This window comes from Paraburkholderia bryophila (assembly GCF_003269035.1).
Lineage (GTDB): Bacteria > Pseudomonadota > Gammaproteobacteria > Burkholderiales > Burkholderiaceae > Paraburkholderia > Paraburkholderia bryophila.
The window spans coordinates 122,338-137,817 of record NZ_QLTK01000004.1 but is presented as its reverse complement, the minus strand read 5'-3'; the positions used below and the strand labels follow the sequence as shown (position 1 = coordinate 137,817).

The following is a 15,480-nucleotide window of genomic DNA, read 5'->3' as shown; positions in this document are numbered from 1 at the left end:
AGCTCGCTCAGGTCGTCTCGCCGCGCCGCCGCAGTGCACCGCCGTCATCACGCCGCGTGCGCCGCCTTGCTGTCCGGATGACACGCGGGGCAGGTCTTGCCCGCCACGTACAGCGGCGACTGTTGCGCCTCGGGCGGCACCACCGCGCGGCAGCCGAAGCATTGCACGGTCGAGGTGGGTTCCAGTTGCGGATTCAATGCGGTGCGGTAATCGAACACGAAGCAGTCGCCGCGATAGTGCGCGCCGCCCACTTCCTCGAAATACTTCAGGATCCCGCCTTCGAGCTGATACACATTCTCGATGCCGACTTCTTTCATGTGAATCGCGGCCTTCTCGCAGCGAATCCCGCCGGTGCAGAACGACACGACGGTTTTGCCTTCGAGGTCGGCGCGGTTCTGCTCGATCACCTCGGGAAATTCGCTGAATTTCGAAATGCGGTAGTCGAGCGCGTTCTCGAACGTGCCGACATCGACCTCGAACGCGTTGCGCGTGTCGAGCATCACGACCGGGCGACCCTGGTCGTCGTGACCGCGGTCCAGCCAGTGTTTCAGCGTGGGCGCGTCGACGAACGGCGCACGGCCGAGTTCCGGACGGATCGCCGGCTTTTTCATGGTGATGATTTCGCGCTTGAGCTTGACCAGCATGCGCGTGAACGGCTGCTTGCCGGACAGGCTTTCCTTGAACTGCAGCGTGGCGAACTTGCCTTCGAACAGCGCGTCGTGACGGATGTAGTCGATGAACGTGTCGGTTGCCTCACGCGTGCCGGCGACGAACAGATTGATGCCTTCCGGCGCGAGCAGCACGGTGCCGCGCAGACCGAGCGCGTTGCAGCGTTCGGTGACGAACGGGCGCCATGCGGCGGTGTCTTCGATGGTCGCGAAATGGTACGCGGAGAGGTTGACGATACTCATGTGTGTCCAGCGGTATGAAGTGGCCGGCGGCGCGGAGAACGGGGTAAGTGGGGCTGCCCGCAGTTGGGGGCGCTCACGTTTGGACCTCGTTTGGACCCCGGGTGGCGCGGCCACGTCGAATAGGGCGAAACCCATATTATCCCTCAACCCGGCAGTTTCCCCGACTCGGCCGAATGGCCAGGGCATTGCGCTAGCGCAAACCGTCCGCGATCCCGTGACGCGTTGCGGCCGATCGTTGGCAATGACGGGGCAAGTTCACGCGAAGGCGCGCAAGGTTTTTTTGCGCCGCGGGCGAGCGACGTCGCGCTCGTGTCGCCGCCGGAATTGTTAAAAATAGCGCGGACCGCCAGCGCATAAAGGCTCCCGTGTTGGTGTCCTAAGCCGAACGGCTAACGCGCGGTTTTGGCCTGAAAACTCCCGGAGGGTGGAGTTACAATGTCGCCCATGTCAGATCCCCGCTTCGTTCATCTCCGCGTTCACTCCGAATTCTCGATTGCCGACGGCATCGTGCGTCTTGACGACGTCGTCAAGGCCGCCGCCAAAGACGGTCAGGGAGCGCTCGCCCTCACCGATCTCGGCAACGCGTTCGGTCTCGTCCGTTTCTACAAGGAAGCCCGTGGCAAAGGGGTCAAACCCATTGCCGGCTGCGACGTCTGGATCACCAATCCCGACGACCGCGACAAGCCTTCCCGTTTGCTGCTGCTGGTCAAAGACCGGCGCGGCTATCTGAATCTGTGCGAGTTGCTCAGCAAAGCGTCGCTCACCAATCAGTATCGTGGTCGCGCCGAAGTCGAGGCCGGCTGGCTCGAAGCCGGCCTGGGTGAAGGGTTGCTCGCGTTGTCCGGTGCGCAGCAGGGCGACATCGGCCTTGCGCTCGCGGCGGGTAACGAAGAAGCGGCCAAACGCAATGCATTGCATTGGGCGAAAGTCTTCCCGGGCGGCTTCTATATCGAGTTGCAGCGGAGCGGTCAGCCGGGCGCCGAGCAGTACGTGCAGCAGTCGGTCGCGCTTGCCGCGGCGCTGAAGTTGCCGGTGGTCGCCACGCATCCCATGCAGTTCATGACGCAAGACGATTTCACCGCGCACGAAGCGCGCGTGTGTATTTCCGAAGGCGACATTCTCGCGAATCCGCGCCGCTCGAAGCGCTTCACGTCCGAACAGTATTTCCGCACGCAGGAAGAAATGGCCGCGCTGTTCGCGGACATTCCGTCGGCGCTCGCCAATACGGTCGAAATCGCCAAACGCTGCAACCTCACGCTGGAACTCGGCAAGCCGAAACTGCCGCTGTTCCCAACGCCAGACGGCATGTCGCTCGACGACTACCTGGTGCTGTTGTCGAAAGAGGGGCTCGAGAAACGTCTCGAACAGTTGTACCCGGACGCGGCCGAACGGGAAGCGCAACGCGCAACGTATTACGCACGCCTCGAATTCGAGTGCGGCACGATCATCAAGATGGGCTTTCCGGGCTACTTCCTGATCGTGGCGGACTTTATCAACTGGGCGAAGAACAATGGCGTGCCGGTAGGGCCGGGGCGGGGTTCGGGCGCGGGTTCGCTGGTCGCGTACGCGCTCGGCGTGACCGACCTCGACCCGCTGCGCTACAACCTGCTGTTCGAACGTTTCCTGAATCCGGAACGGGTTTCGATGCCCGACTTCGACATCGACTTCTGCCAGCACGGCCGCGATCGCGTGATCCAGTACGTGAAGGAAAAGTACGGCGCGGACGCGGTGTCGCAAATCGCCACGTTCGGCACCATGGCGGCGAAAGCGGCGGTGCGCGACATCGGGCGGGTGCTCGATCTCGGCTACATGTTTACGGACGGTATCGCCAAGCTGATTCCGTTCAAGCCCGGCAAGCATGTCACGATTGCCGACGCGATGAAGGAAGAACCGCTGCTGCAGGAGCGCTTCGACAACGAAGACGAAGTGCGTCAACTGCTCGAACTCGCGCAGCGCGTGGAAGGCCTCACGCGAAACGTCGGCATGCACGCGGGCGGCGTGCTGATCGCGCCCGGCAAGCTGACCGATTTCTGTCCGCTGTACACGCAGGGCGACGAAAGCGGCGTCGTGAGCCAGTACGACAAAGACGACGTCGAAGCCGTCGGGCTCGTGAAGTTCGACTTTTTGGGTCTGACCACGCTGACGATTCTCGACTGGGCCGAGCGCTATATCCGCCGTCTCGATCCGTCGAAACAGGATTGGTCGCTCGCGCAGGTGCCGCTGGACGACGCGCCGTCGTTCTCGATCCTGAAGAAGGCGAATACCGTCGCGGTGTTCCAGCTGGAAAGCCGCGGTATGCAAGGCATGCTGAAAGACGCGCAGCCTGACCGCTTCGAGGACATCATCGCGCTGGTCGCGTTGTACCGTCCGGGCCCAATGGACCTGATTCCAAGCTTCTGCGCGCGTAAGCACGGCCGCGAAGTCGTGGAGTATCCGGATCCGCGCGTCGAATCTGTTCTGAAAGAGACCTACGGCATCATGGTCTACCAGGAGCAGGTGATGCAGATGGCGCAGATCATCGGCGGCTATTCGCTGGGCGGCGCCGACTTGCTGCGTCGCGCGATGGGTAAGAAGAAGGCCGAGGAAATGGCCGAGCATCGCGAGCTGTTCCGCCAGGGCGCCGCGAAGAACGGGCTGACCGGGGAAAAGGCCGACGAAATCTTCGACTTGATGGAGAAGTTCGCGGGCTACGGCTTCAACAAGTCGCACGCGGCCGCGTACGCGCTGCTCGCGTATCACACCGCATGGTTGAAGGCACACCATCCGGCGGAATTCATGGCGGCAAATATGTCGCTCGCCATGGACGACACGGACAAGGTCAAGATCCTGTTCGAAGACTGCCTGACGAACAAGATGACGGTGCTGCCGCCGGACGTCAATCTGTCCGCATACCGCTTCGAACCGGTCGCCGAGGCGGACGGCAAGCGCTCGAAAACCATCCGCTACGGTCTCGGCGCGATCAAGGGCAGCGGCCAGAACGCGATCGAAGAAATTCTCCGCGCGCGTGAAGACGGGCCGTTCATCGACATTTTCGATTTCTGCAATCGCGTCGACCGACGTATCGTCAATCGTCGCACGGTCGAGGCGTTGATCCGTGCCGGTGCGTTCGACTCGCTGCATGGCAATCGAGCGCAATTGATCGCGTCGGTCTCGCTTGCCATGGAAGCCGCCGAACAGGCGAGCGCCAATGCGCTGCAGGCGGGGCTGTTCGACATGGGCGACGCGCCGTCGCAAGGTCACGAACTCGTCGACGAGCCGGAGTGGGCGGAAAAGAAGAAACTGCAGGAAGAAAAGGCCGCGCTCGGCTTTTACCTGTCTGGCCACCTGTTCGATGCATACAAGAGCGAAGTACGCCGTTTCGTGCGCCAGAAGATCGGCGAGCTGAAGGAAGGGCGCGACAAGCTGGTCGCCGGCGTGATCGCGTCGCTGCGCACGCAGATGACCCAGCGCGGCAAGATGCTGATCGCGCTCCTCGACGACGGCACGGGCCAGTGCGAAGTGACGGTTTTCAACGAGACCTTCGAAGCCCACAAGCAATTGTTCAAGGAAGACGAGTTGCTGGTCGTCCAGGGGCAGGCGCGTAACGACGCGTTCACCGGCGGCATCCGCTTTACCGTCGAGACGGTCATGGATCTCGGGCGCGCGCGCTGCCGTTATGCGGAGGCCGTGAAGGTGGAAATGAACGGCAACGCAGACGCGCTTGCGTTGCGGCGCGTGCTCGAAGCCCATAGCGCGGGTAAGGACGAACCGGCGGCCGCCGCGGCGCCGGTTGCATCGGCGCGTGGCGGCAACGGGGGCGGCCGCAATGGCGGTGGAGGCGGTTATGGCGGCGACAACGGCCGTCAGCGTCAGGCAGTGCAGATCCCGAACGGGCTGGCTGTGCAGGTGGTGTATCGCAGCGAAACCGCGCAGGGTGAAATGCGTCTGGGCGACGCGTGGCGCGTGAAGCCGACCGACGAGCTGCTCGCGGCGTTGCGCGGCGAGTTTGCCGGCAGTTCGATCGAAATCGTTTATTGATGGTCTGATTGCCCGCGCCGGGGGCGCGGGTAAAACGAGCAAAGGGTTCGGTGAGAGCTTAGAGGGTTGCCGCTGCCGCTTAGGGCTTGGTACGTTTGCGGGGATGCGGCAGCGTCGGCCCGGAAACGAACAACCTCGACAATCAGGCGCCGCGATAAAACACCATCGAGCAGCACGGGAACTCGTTTCACAGCCCACGCCACGTCCGGTCCCGCCCTCAGTGTCGCGTTTCATCCCCCAGCCGCGCCAGCTTCAAAAACCGGTAGTACACCGTTTCCGCGTTGAACACCGCGATCATGAAACCGGCCTTGCCGTCCAGAAAGCCGCGCCGCAGCACGTAGGTCCGCACGAACGCCCAGGCTCCGCGCCCCAGCGCCTTGCCGAAACTGCCGCGCTTGCCCGCTGCATGACGCTGCGCCGCGCCGGCGGTCGAATACGTGTCGAGCTTGCGCAGCACGCCTTCGAAGTCCTCGTACGAGTAGTGCATCAGCTTGCCGGTGAGCCGTTGCGCGGGCGTGTCGAACACCAGTCGCTCGTGAACGAGGTCGTCGGAAAACCGCGCCGCGCCGCGTTTGAACAGGCGCGGAATCCAGTCCGGATACCAGCCGCTGTGATGAATCCAGTGGCCGCAGAAACTCGACAGGCGGTCCACCGCGTAGACGTCGGCGGTAGGGGCGGTCAGTGCGGCGCGGATCGCGGCGGCCAGTTCCGGCGAGACGACTTCGTCGGCGTCGAGGGAAAGAATCCAATTGGTGGAGAGCGCCTGCACCGCACGGTTTTTCTGCGGACCGAAACCCGGCCAGCCGGTCTCCTCGATCACGCGAGCACCGTGGGCGCGGGCAATATCCGCGGTGCCGTCGGTGCTGCCGCCGTCGATCACGACGATCTGGTCGGCGAACGACACAGCCTGCAGGCATTCGGCCAGCCGTGCCGCCGCGTTTTTGGTGATGATGGCGACGCCGAGGGTGGTTTCTTGCATGCCGGAATAGGGTGGAGCGCAAAGTGATGGATCGAGCCGCACGAGCGACATTCGCGAGCGGCACACGCCTGCAACCGCGCGAGCCGTCAGCGGGTCGCAGCAGCGGGTTGCAGCAGTATACCCAGGCCATTTGGCCAGCTCCCAGCCTGCGCCCGCAACCGTTTACAATGCTCTTCTTTGAATTTCCTCGCGGCGGACATTCCGTCCGCCGCGCGGCAGCCGTCCCGCCTTCCCAGAGGATTCCTTGAGCGCGAAGCCAACGTTAAGCAAACCCATCGGCACCGGCGAGGCGTCGTCGCCATCCGTCATTTTTCGACGCCTGTGGCCGTACATCAAGCCGATGGTCTGGGTTCTCGTCGGTGCGATCGTCGCGATGGCCATCAGCTCCGCGACCGACGCGGCGATCCCGGCCCTGCTCAAGCCATTGCTGGACAAAGGCTTCGGCGCGCACGCCAACGACAAGACCAAGTGGTTCGTGCCGTCCGCGGTGATCGGCCTGGCGCTGATTCGCAGCCTGTCGCAATACGCATCCGGCTACCTGCTCGCGTATGTGTCGAACAGGATCCTGCTCGAACTGCGCCTGAAGATGTTCAACCGCATGATTCACACGAGCGTCGCGTTTTTTCAGCGTGAAACCGCGAGTACGGTGATCAACGCGATCGTCTTCGAGGTGAACCAGATTCTCAACGTGCTGTTGAGCGTCATGGTCACGCTGGTGCGCGATTCGCTGACCGTGGTGTTCCTGCTCGGCTATCTGTTCTATCTGAACTGGCGTCTGACGCTGATCGTCGCGGTGCTGCTGCCCGCAATCGGCTGGCTGGTGGGCAAGATCAACCGTCGCTTGCGGCGCCTGAACCGCGAACATCAATTGCTGACCAACGAGCTGTCGTACATCGTCGAAGAGACGGTTGGCGGTTATAAGGTCGTCAAGGTGCATAACGGCGAGCAGTACGAGATCGACCGCTTTACGTCGATGAGCAAGCGTCTGCGTGGTTATGCAATGCGTATGACCGTTTCCGGCGGCCTTGCGCAGCCGCTCACGCAGTTTCTCGCGTCGATCGCGCTGGCGGTCGTGATCACAATCGCGGTGGTGCAGTCGTCGTCGGATCAAACCACGGTCGGTGGGTTCGTCGCGTTCGTGACGTCGATGCTGCTGATCATTTCACCGCTCAAGCACCTGATGGACGTGAATCAGCCGCTGCAACGCGGCATGACGGCGTGTGAACTGATTTTCGGCTTAATCGACGAGCCGTCCGAGCCGGAAGGCGGCGGCAAGCCGCTCGAGCGCGCTCGCGGGGAGGTGGAGTTCCGCGATGCGTCTTTCAGCTACGGCGCTAGCGCTACGAATAATCGCCACACGCTGGATAAAGTGTCGTTCAAGGTGGCGCCGGGGGAAATGGTTGCGCTCGTGGGGCCGTCGGGTAGCGGCAAGACTACGCTGGTGAATTTGTTGCCGCGGTTTTTTGATCCGACTGGCGGAGAGATTCTGGTCGATGGCGTGGCGTTGCCGGAATACGACCTGCATGCGTTGCGTGGCCAGATTGCCATGGTTAGTCAGGATGTCGTGCTGTTTAACGATACCGTTGCCAATAACGTTGCCTATGGGCAAGTGGCCGATTCGGACAAGGTCAAAGCGGCGCTGCGCGCGGCTAACCTGTGGGATACGGTTCAGGCTATGCCGAGCGGCATCGATACGCTGGTTGGGGATAACGGTCTGATGCTCTCCGGTGGCCAGCGGCAGCGGCTCGCAATCGCGCGGGCGATCTATAAGGACGCGCCGATTCTGATTCTCGATGAAGCGACTTCAGCGCTGGATTCCGAGTCGGAACGTCATGTGCAGGCTGCGTTGGAGACTCTGATGAAGGGGCGTACTACGCTCGTTATTGCGCATCGGTTGTCGACTATCGAGCGGGCCGATCGGATTCTTGTGATGGAGGCTGGGCGGATCGTGGAGCGTGGTAGTCATCGGGAACTGCTGGCGCAGGATGGGTTGTATGCGAATTTGCATCGGATTCAGTTTCAGCAGGATGTGGCTTGATGGCGGCGCGGCGCGGGGCTTGCTTGTTGGCCTTTCCTTGCTTTGTTAATGGTCTATTAGCGTTGCCCCTGTGCGGGGCGGCACCTACTTTTCTTTGCCGCCGCAAAGCAAAGTAGGCAAAAGAAAGCGGCTCACACCGCTAATTCTGAAGTGGGTTTCTCGCACAGCAACGGTAGTGGCTCATCTGGAATCCGTGTTCTCGCACATTCGGCGCTCGTGACACAGCAGTCATGCTTCCGGCAGCGCTTCGCGTGCCGTGGCGGTCGGGCTTCGGTGGGGCTTGCCAACTAAGCCGCTGAAACAAGACGCGGGGCCTTCCTCTGTTACGCCGCAACACCTGGCTTATCTGGACCCGCCAAGCCCGCCAAGCCCGACGGAGCCGCCCCGCTCGATAACCCCACCAACTGCGTCCGGATCGCGTTCATTACCGCCGTCGGCGCAATCTCGTCGACGTCGCCGGTACTTTGAATTCCAATCGAACGGCACGCTTCGGTCAGCCGCAGATAAGGTGGCTCGCGATCGGAAAACAGCGAGACGCTCGGCGTGGGTGTGGAGTGCGCTACGTGCATCAGGCCTCCGTCGGCGCCGACAAAAAGGCTTGCCTGCGCGGCGACTTCGCGTGACTGCAGTAACGTCAACCGGGCCACGCACGAGCTGATCTTCAGCGTGCTGAATGTCCGCCTCAACAGTGCCTCGGCCGTGGCGAGGCCGTTGTCGGAGCCAAGCAGTACGATGTGCCTCGGTATGCCCGGCTCATCCGATCGATCGAGCAGATCCAGTAATTCGCCCCATCGCCCATAAGTGCGATTCGTATCGAGTCCGCCAACCGCCAGCGCCACGAACGGCTCGTTCGGCACCAGCGCACGCACCGACTCGCGCGTGCCCACCTTCGCAGCCAGATAAGGTTTGCTCATCGCGACGATGTCCGCCAGCGCATACCCCAGCGAAAATGCGTGATTCACCGCCGCGTAACTGAACGTCGTCTGGTTGCGGTCCGGGCCGTAGAAATACTGGAACAGGCAGACGTAGGGTAAAGCCCTGAAATTGCGGGCCTTGAGTTTGATGGACGGCAGGTTGAATTCCGACATCACGATCGCGTCGTACCGGCGGCCGGCAAGCTGCTGCAAATCGGAGTAGACGTGCTGGAATACATCGTCTTCCTCGAACAGCTTGTGGAGGTTCGGCAGCGTGAACAGATCGATCTCGAAACCGCAGCCCTTCAGTAGCGCGCGCCCGGACATGTCCATGGTCGCGTCGCCGAAATTGCGTTTGCCAGTGTAAATCCATAGCAGCCGCTTCGCGTCGGCGGCACTGCCCAGTTCGAGACGGGATTGCCCACGCCATTTGAGCAGCCAGTGCTTGTGCAGGTACTTCTTGACGATTCTGGCTCGCGACGTCTTGCGCAGAAACACCTCGGGCTCGTGCGCGACGCCCGCGTAAGGAATCTGGACGGAGCGCTCGACAGCTATCTCCACGAAGCGTTTCAAGGCGGCGGGCGCAGCGCGGTAGAGCGCGCAAATCAATCGGTTCATTGCTCGAAACTGGAATAAAGCGCAGGAAATTCTGAAGCCGGCCGCCGCCGCAGCGCCCGCCGTATCGGCATGACGGCGGCTTGAGGGCGGCTTGAGCGGCGGGTAAGTGGTCCGTATCGTACCAGCCCACTCCAGCAAGCCGACGCGCACATTGCCGCGCCAGGGCCGGCGCCGCCGTGGCCACGGCCCGGCAAGCTTCGTGTTGCCTGCAAGCCGCGTGGGCTTGGGTCTCCCGCCCGATTTGTAGGAACAGGACCCTAACCCGGTACAATGTCGGGGCCATCCTACCGGGTCGCACGGCAACTGTCGCGGCGGCCGGCTAAATTCATAAGACATGTCGACGCCCGCCCATTTTCCGTTTCTGAGCGTCAACTCACGAAGCCCGCTGTCAGCGCCATTTTCGCTTACGTTTGCGTCAGCCGGTTGGCTGAACCTGCTCGATCTGCCTGAAAATGGCACGGGCGGCGCGTTATCAGTGGCGGTCCTGGCCATGTCGTCCGCGTTCCCGATTTCTGCCCGCGGCATCGAAGTGACTCGCGTCGCGCGATCCCATTCAACACGTTTTCCCGTCGCCTCATGTTCAGTATCCTGATTCCGAGCTGGAACAATCTGCCGTATCTGAAGCTGTGCATCGACAGCGTTCGCCGTCATTCGGCGTTCGATCACGAGATCATCGTGCACGTCAACGACGGCAGCGACGGCACGCTCGACTGGGTGCGCGCGGAAGGCCTTCGCCATACGTGGAGCAAAGGCAATGTGGGCGTCTGCCTGGCGTTGAACGACGTGGCGCGCCTCGCCACGCGCGACTGGATTCTGTTCCTGAACGACGACATGTTCGTCACGCCGGGCTGGGACCTCGCGTTCGAGGCCAGCCTGCGCTCGCTGGGACATTCGTCGGCGTATCTGTCCTCCGTGCTGATCGAGCCGACCGATACCGGCAATGCGAACGTCACGGCGGCCAACTTCGGCAGCGGGCCGGGCAATTTCGACGAAGCCGGGCTGCTTGAATACGCCGCCGCGATGACGGCAACCGATCGCGACGGCGTCGCGTTGCAGCCCATGCTGATCAGCCGCCAGTTGTGGCACATGGTGGGCGGCTACAGCATTGAATTCGGCCCCGGCATGAGCAGCGACGACGACTTCCTGATGAAACTCTGGCTGGTCGGTTGCCGCACGTTCCGCTCGGTCGGCGCGTGCCGCATCTATCACTTCGGCACCAAATCGACCGGCCGTATCCGGCGCAATCGCGGCGGCCGTGAATTCCTGATGAAGTGGGGCATTTCCCAGCGCGAATTCGCGCGCGACTATATTCGCCGGACGGCCGGCGCCGCGCCGGGTTCGCTGCCTAATGTGCCGCGCGCGCCGCTCAAAAGCCGCTTCAAGCGCGTGCTGTATGCGCTGGGCCGCTATCCGTTCGAGGATCTGGAAGGCTGGGAAGTGGATCTTCCCGCCAAGCTCACGTTCAACGAACCGTTCAACACACCGTTCGAAAAAACGACAAAAGACTAGACCGGGCGCAGCCGATCCGCGTCGCACGCCAGCGGCACGATCCGTTTGCATGGGCCATCACCACGGAATACCTATTCGATGTTTTCAATCATCATCCCGAGCTGGAACAACCTGCCTTATCTGCGCCTCGTGATCGAGAGCCTGCGGCGTCATTCGACGCACACGCATCAGATCATCGTGCACGTCAACGACGGGTCGGACGGCACGTTGGCGTGGGTGCGCGAGGAGGGCATCGAGCACACCGCGTCGCCCGGCAACATCGGCATTTGCCATGCGGTGAATATCGCGGCGGCGCGCGCCACGCACGACTACATCGTCTACATGAACGACGACATGTATTGCTGCCCCGGCTGGGACGACGCGCTCGTCAAGCGGCTCGCGCAGATGCCGGCCGACAACCTGTTCATGCTGTCGGGCACGATGGTCGAGCCGGTCGATTCGGGCAACCCGTGCGTGGTGGTGCGGAATTTCGGCCGCGACGTGGAAAATTTCCGCGCCGACGAACTGGTCGCGGCCACGCCGAAACTCGTGCGTGCGGACTGGCGCGGCGCGACCTGGCCGCCCACGCTCGTGCATCGCGAGTGGTGGTTCAAGCTCGGCGGCTACAGCAGCGAATTGAGTCCCGGCATGAGCAGCGACAACGATTTCTCGATGAAGCTGTGGGATGCCGGTTGCCGCGTGTTCCTGGGCGTCGGCGACAGTCTCGTGTATCACTTCCAGCAGAAGAGCACCGGCAAGGTCGTGAAGAACGACGGGCGTCGTCAATTCCTCAACAAGTGGGGCATGACGCAGGCCACGTTCGACCGTTATTTTTTGCGGCGCGGCACGGCGGTCGAAGGCGGCCTGGCGGTGAGCGAGCCGGAACAGAACGGCAGTTTGCGGCGCGCGCTGTTCAAGTCGCGAATCAAGCGCGCGTTTAGCTGATCGCTAGCGGGCGGGCGCAACGCTCACACGCCGCCCGTCACCAACGGCAGCACCGTCAGATCCGGATGCGTTCCTTCTACGATGCTGCGTCCCACGTGCACCCCTTCGTACAACGCTTCGTCATGTCCGGCGAAGCTTTCTTCGCCGTCCGCATGGAACGGCACCGCATGGCCGGGAATCGCCGCATCGGCGCCAGGATGGCAGACGTAGCCGACATACGTGTAGCGGTTATCGGCCGCGCCTGGCGCAGACCCGCCGCCTTCGCCCGGCGGCGTCTTCGGGAACGGCGCCACGTGAATCTCGAAACCCTCGTATTCCACCATTTGCCAGGGTGCGGTTTCATCGGCCATGGTCGCCTCCTTCCAGATCGTGCCTCTCAAAAAGTGTAGGTGATTTTGCCGTCAGATAGAATGGCGCGCCTTGCTCCAAACACGACCGTCGCCCATGTGGTTCAAAAACCTTCAGTTGCACCGTCTTCCCGCTCCGTGGTCCGTCACCCCCGAACAGATGCAGAAGTGGCTCGCGCCGCACGCATTCGCGCCCGGCAACACCGTCGAGATGCAAAGTCACGGCTGGGCTTCGCCGCGCGACAACGACTCGCTGGTGTATGCGCTCAACGGCCAGATGCTGCTGGTGTTTCGCACGGAAAAGAAGCTGCTGCCGGCTTCGGTGGTCACGCAGGTGACCAAGGCGCGTGCCGCCGAACTCGAGGAACAGCAGGGCTTCAAACCCGGCCGCAAACGGATGCGCGAACTCAAGGAGCAGGTCACCGACGACCTGCTGCCGCGCGCGTTCAGTATCCGTCGCGATACGCGCGTGTGGATCGATTGCAAGAACGGCTGGCTGGTGATCGACGCGGCCTCGCAAGCGGTCGCCGATGAAGTGCGCGGTCTGCTGGTGAAGTCGATCGATCAGTTGCCGCTGGGCACGGTGCGCGTCGCGCAATCGCCGGTCGCCGCGATGACCGGCTGGTTGCTCTCCGGCGAAGGCCCCGCCGGCTTCACGCTCGATCAGGATACCGAGTTGCGCTCGCCGACCGAAGGCAACGCGACCGTGCGCTACGTCGGCCATACGCTGGACGCCGACGACATGCGCCGCCATATCGAAGCCGGCAAGCAATGCATGCGACTCGCCATGACGTGGAACGATCGCGTGTCGTTCGTCCTGACGCCGTCGCTGGTGATCAAGCGCATCGCGGCGCTCGACGTGCTGAAAGAAGCCAGCGATCCGACCGCGCAAAACGACGACGAACGTTTCGACTCCGACGTCACGTTGATGACCGCGGAACTCGACCGCATGCTCAGCGATCTGCTCGACGCGCTGGGCGGCGAGCAGGACGTGGCGATGCCGCAAGCCGCGGCGGCCTGAGGCCGTTTTCGTTCGCGTTTTCGTCGGCGTTTTAGTTGGCGTTTTCGATGTTGCAGGCCGGCGCGCTCGGATGCTCGCGTCGGCTTTTATTAAGCCAGATTATGCCTATCTGAAACCGGCTTAATAAAATTTACCCTTCATGTCCCGGCCGTTACACTGTTTGTGCTGACGGTGCAAGCCGTCAGGAACGAACCTTCCGATCCATCGACGCGCGCCGGGCCTGTCATTGCCTTCATGCCGGCCGCGTCATCCTGACCAGGACCCGACATGAAACTCGCCCCCTCGATGATCGCCATTGGCCTCGCTTGCGCCGTTGCCGTGCCGGCTTCGGCTAGCGCTAGCGACGCGAAGTATCCGCCTGCCCCGTTGCCTGCCTATGCACAGGATGAATTGCAACGAGTTGTCGATGCCGCGACCGGTTCGTCGCCGGATGCGCAGGCTGTGCTGAGCGCGCCGCGAGGCGAGGCGACTGTGCCTGCTGGCCCGGCTGGTGTGCAGAACGGTTCGCATGCCGCGCCGCGCAATGAACCGGATGCCGCCGCGAGCGCGAACACCAGCACGAGCACGAGCGCGAGTTCCAGCCAACGCGAGGGACGTCGGTCGAAACCGCGTCGCCATGAGAAGCACAAGTACGTGTGAGTTCCATTCCCGCTAATCTGGTTAAGATTGCGATCAGAAGCGCGCGTCAGTCACGGAGGTTTGCCGATGGTCCGTCTGGTCATGATCCTGCTGGGAGTCGATTACCTGCGCACACGCTGGCGCGCGCTGCAATTGACCGGCTGGGTGAGTCTGCTGCTTGGCGTGGTGGTGTTCGTCGACGCGCTCGACAGTGCGCTGTATTTTCCGATCACGCCGTTCGCGTTGCTGCTGCTGCTCGAAGGTCTCGCCACGCTGGCCGTCGCGTGGACCGGCATGGGCGGCCAGCGCACGCTGCGCTATGTGAAGGGCTGCGCGTTCTGCTGCGCGGCTGCGTTGATTCTCGCTGGCCATCATCACGGCAACTTCATACTTTCGATGATCTTCGGCACGTTGTTTCTGGCCGACGGTCTGCTGCAGATCGTCTCGGCCAGAGTGGTCCGCTACCGCACGTGGCGCTTCGCGATGATCGGCGGTGGTGTCGAAATCGCGCTGGCGGTTTTTTTCTACCAGCCGTATCCAACGCACTATGTCGGCACCGTGCCGTACTGTCTGGGTCTCGGCCTGATATTCGGCGGCTGGAACATGATTCTGCTGAGCACGCGGGTTCGGCGTTTGGTGTCGAATCCGGCGGTGGCTGACGATAAAGCGGCAGACGGCGGCAATGCCGCCGCGAACACGGCCGGTACCGCCGGCACCACAACCATCAGCCGCCCAGCAGTCCCGCCCCGAACGCGCACGCTCGAATGGGACGGCCCGCCCGGCACCGAGGAAGCCGCACTCACCGTCCACGTCTGGACCCCGGTCGGCACCGCCAAAAGCGAGGCGCGCCGTCAGCCGATCGTCGACCGTTATATCGCGGCGGTGGATCGCAACGGCGTGATCTCCACCGGCCACGCCGCGCTCGAATCGCCCGAGGGCATTTACATCAGCCTGTACCCGGGTGTCGAGATCGATCGCTCGCCCGACGATTTCGCGCGGCTTCTGCGCGCCACGCGCGAGAACGACGTGCCGGGCGTATTCCAGCCCGACTACCCGACCGAATCGAAAGCGTGGTGCCCGTCGACGGTTCAGGTGCGTATCCGCAATTACGACCCCGTGCGTCTGCGCCGGTTCTGGGAGCGTTATCGGGAGGACGCGACTTACAACCTCACGTATCGCAATTGCTCGAGCAGCGTGTCGCGCGCGCTGGAAGCGGCGATCGAGGGCGCGTCGGCGCGCGCGTGGGGCGATCGCGGCGGATGGCGGCCCTTTCTGCGCGTGATCGCCACCCCCGAACTGTGGGTCGCCGCGCAACTACGCAAACGCGCCGCGACCATGGCATGGACGCCCGGCCTCACGCTCGACTACGCGCGTGCCCTCAGCATGCTGGCCGACCCGAGGCCGTCGGGCTGGGTCACGATGGCGCGTATCGCGGTGCGCCGAATGGTTCGCTCGCGTCGTCAATGGCGCGAGGAGGCGCGCAGTGCGCCGGCTGCGCGCGATTGAACCCGCTAAACCCGCTACACCCCACGCCGCTGCCCCATTTCGGCAACCCGGAAAAAATGGCAATCGCATCAATAGCTT

The 15,480-nt window shown here is 62.9% G+C and carries 12 protein-coding genes; 7 read left to right on the top strand and 5 right to left on the bottom strand.

All coding sequences use genetic code 11. From position 1 onward, the window contains the following. Nucleotides 1–47: 47 nt before the first annotated feature. Nucleotides 48–911 carry a sulfurtransferase gene (locus BX591_RS09330; RefSeq protein ID WP_111930518.1) on the bottom strand — a complete coding sequence of 288 codons (864 nt, stop codon included), beginning with the start codon at nt 909–911 and terminating at the stop codon, nt 48–50. 435 nt (nt 912–1,346) lie between these two features. On the opposite strand from BX591_RS09330, the gene dnaE reads away from it, so the two are divergent. Continuing rightward, the gene (gene dnaE, locus BX591_RS09325) at nt 1,347–4,928 is read left to right on the top strand and encodes a DNA polymerase III subunit alpha (RefSeq protein ID WP_111930516.1); all 3,582 of its coding nucleotides are present in this window, start codon (nt 1,347–1,349) and stop codon (nt 4,926–4,928) included. A gap of 217 nt (nt 4,929–5,145) precedes the next feature. On the opposite strand, the gene BX591_RS09320 is transcribed toward dnaE, so the two are convergent. Both BX591_RS09320 and BX591_RS36885 read right to left on the bottom strand, forming a co-directional pair. After that, complete coding sequence (locus BX591_RS09320; protein WP_111930514.1) at nt 5,146–5,907, bottom strand: glycosyltransferase family 2 protein; 762 nt, start codon at nt 5,905–5,907, stop codon at nt 5,146–5,148. Between the two features lie 162 nt (nt 5,908–6,069). Next, nucleotides 6,070–6,288, bottom strand: a complete 219-nt coding sequence (locus tag BX591_RS36885) for a hypothetical protein (protein WP_244146940.1) — start codon at nt 6,286–6,288, stop codon at nt 6,070–6,072. Here BX591_RS36885 and msbA point away from each other — a divergent pair. Beyond that, nucleotides 6,182–7,945: a lipid A export permease/ATP-binding protein MsbA gene (msbA, locus tag BX591_RS09315; protein ID WP_244146937.1), complete on the top strand. Its 1,764-nt coding sequence runs from the start codon at nt 6,182–6,184 to the stop codon at nt 7,943–7,945. The two genes, BX591_RS36885 and msbA, sit on opposite strands and share 107 nt — an antisense overlap. Before the next feature lie 323 nt (nt 7,946–8,268). Here the strand turns inward: msbA and BX591_RS09310 are convergent, their stop codons facing one another. Further along, nucleotides 8,269–9,969, bottom strand: a complete 1,701-nt coding sequence (locus BX591_RS09310) for a glycosyltransferase family 9 protein (protein ID WP_244146929.1) — start codon at nt 9,967–9,969, stop codon at nt 8,269–8,271. Nucleotides 9,970–10,053: 84 nt separating this feature from the next. On the opposite strand from BX591_RS09310, the gene BX591_RS09305 reads away from it, so the two are divergent. Beyond that, the gene (locus BX591_RS09305; RefSeq protein ID WP_111930508.1) at nt 10,054–10,986 is read left to right on the top strand and encodes a glycosyltransferase family 2 protein; all 933 of its coding nucleotides are present in this window, start codon (nt 10,054–10,056) and stop codon (nt 10,984–10,986) included. Nucleotides 10,987–11,064: 78 nt separating this feature from the next. Continuing rightward, nucleotides 11,065–11,910: a glycosyltransferase family 2 protein gene (locus BX591_RS09300; RefSeq protein WP_111930506.1), complete on the top strand. Its 846-nt coding sequence runs from the start codon at nt 11,065–11,067 to the stop codon at nt 11,908–11,910. Between the two features lie 23 nt (nt 11,911–11,933). Here the strand turns inward: BX591_RS09300 and BX591_RS09295 are convergent, their stop codons facing one another. Continuing rightward, nucleotides 11,934–12,260: a hypothetical protein gene (locus tag BX591_RS09295; protein WP_111930504.1), complete on the bottom strand. Its 327-nt coding sequence runs from the start codon at nt 12,258–12,260 to the stop codon at nt 11,934–11,936. A gap of 94 nt (nt 12,261–12,354) precedes the next feature. On the opposite strand from BX591_RS09295, the gene BX591_RS09290 reads away from it, so the two are divergent. The 3 genes from BX591_RS09290 to BX591_RS09280 all read left to right on the top strand — a co-directional run bounded on the left by BX591_RS09290 (nt 12,355) and on the right by BX591_RS09280 (nt 15,402). Next, nucleotides 12,355–13,278, top strand: a complete 924-nt coding sequence (locus tag BX591_RS09290; RefSeq protein ID WP_111930502.1) for a recombination-associated protein RdgC — start codon at nt 12,355–12,357, stop codon at nt 13,276–13,278. A 267-nt stretch (nt 13,279–13,545) separates the two neighbouring features. After that, the gene (locus BX591_RS09285) at nt 13,546–13,917 is read left to right on the top strand and encodes a hypothetical protein (RefSeq protein WP_111930500.1); all 372 of its coding nucleotides are present in this window, start codon (nt 13,546–13,548) and stop codon (nt 13,915–13,917) included. Between the two features lie 66 nt (nt 13,918–13,983). Further along, nucleotides 13,984–15,402 (top strand): HdeD family acid-resistance protein, encoded by a 1,419-nt coding sequence (locus BX591_RS09280; RefSeq protein ID WP_111930498.1) that lies wholly within the window; start codon nt 13,984–13,986, stop codon nt 15,400–15,402. The last annotated feature ends 78 nt before the right edge of the window (nt 15,403–15,480 follow it).

Bases quoted from the DNA above. Each gene is read 5' to 3' on its own strand.
- BX591_RS09280 (WP_111930498.1), top strand. From the start codon at position 13,984: ATGGTCCGTCTGGTCATGATCCTGCTGGGAGTCGATTACCTGCGCACA.
- BX591_RS36885 (WP_244146940.1), bottom strand. From the start codon at position 6,288: ATGGCCATCGCGACGATCGCACCGACGAGAACCCAGACCATCGGCTTG.
- dnaE (WP_111930516.1), top strand. From the start codon at position 1,347: ATGTCGCCCATGTCAGATCCCCGCTTCGTTCATCTCCGCGTTCACTCC.
- BX591_RS09300 (WP_111930506.1), top strand. From the start codon at position 11,065: ATGTTTTCAATCATCATCCCGAGCTGGAACAACCTGCCTTATCTGCGC.
- BX591_RS09295 (WP_111930504.1), bottom strand. From the start codon at position 12,260: ATGGCCGATGAAACCGCACCCTGGCAAATGGTGGAATACGAGGGTTTC.
- BX591_RS09285 (WP_111930500.1), top strand. From the start codon at position 13,546: ATGAAACTCGCCCCCTCGATGATCGCCATTGGCCTCGCTTGCGCCGTT.
- BX591_RS09310 (WP_244146929.1), bottom strand. From the start codon at position 9,969: ATGGCCAGGACCGCCACTGATAACGCGCCGCCCGTGCCATTTTCAGGC.
- BX591_RS09305 (WP_111930508.1), top strand. From the start codon at position 10,054: ATGTTCAGTATCCTGATTCCGAGCTGGAACAATCTGCCGTATCTGAAG.
- BX591_RS09320 (WP_111930514.1), bottom strand. From the start codon at position 5,907: ATGCAAGAAACCACCCTCGGCGTCGCCATCATCACCAAAAACGCGGCG.
- BX591_RS09330 (WP_111930518.1), bottom strand. From the start codon at position 911: ATGAGTATCGTCAACCTCTCCGCGTACCATTTCGCGACCATCGAAGAC.
- BX591_RS09290 (WP_111930502.1), top strand. From the start codon at position 12,355: ATGTGGTTCAAAAACCTTCAGTTGCACCGTCTTCCCGCTCCGTGGTCC.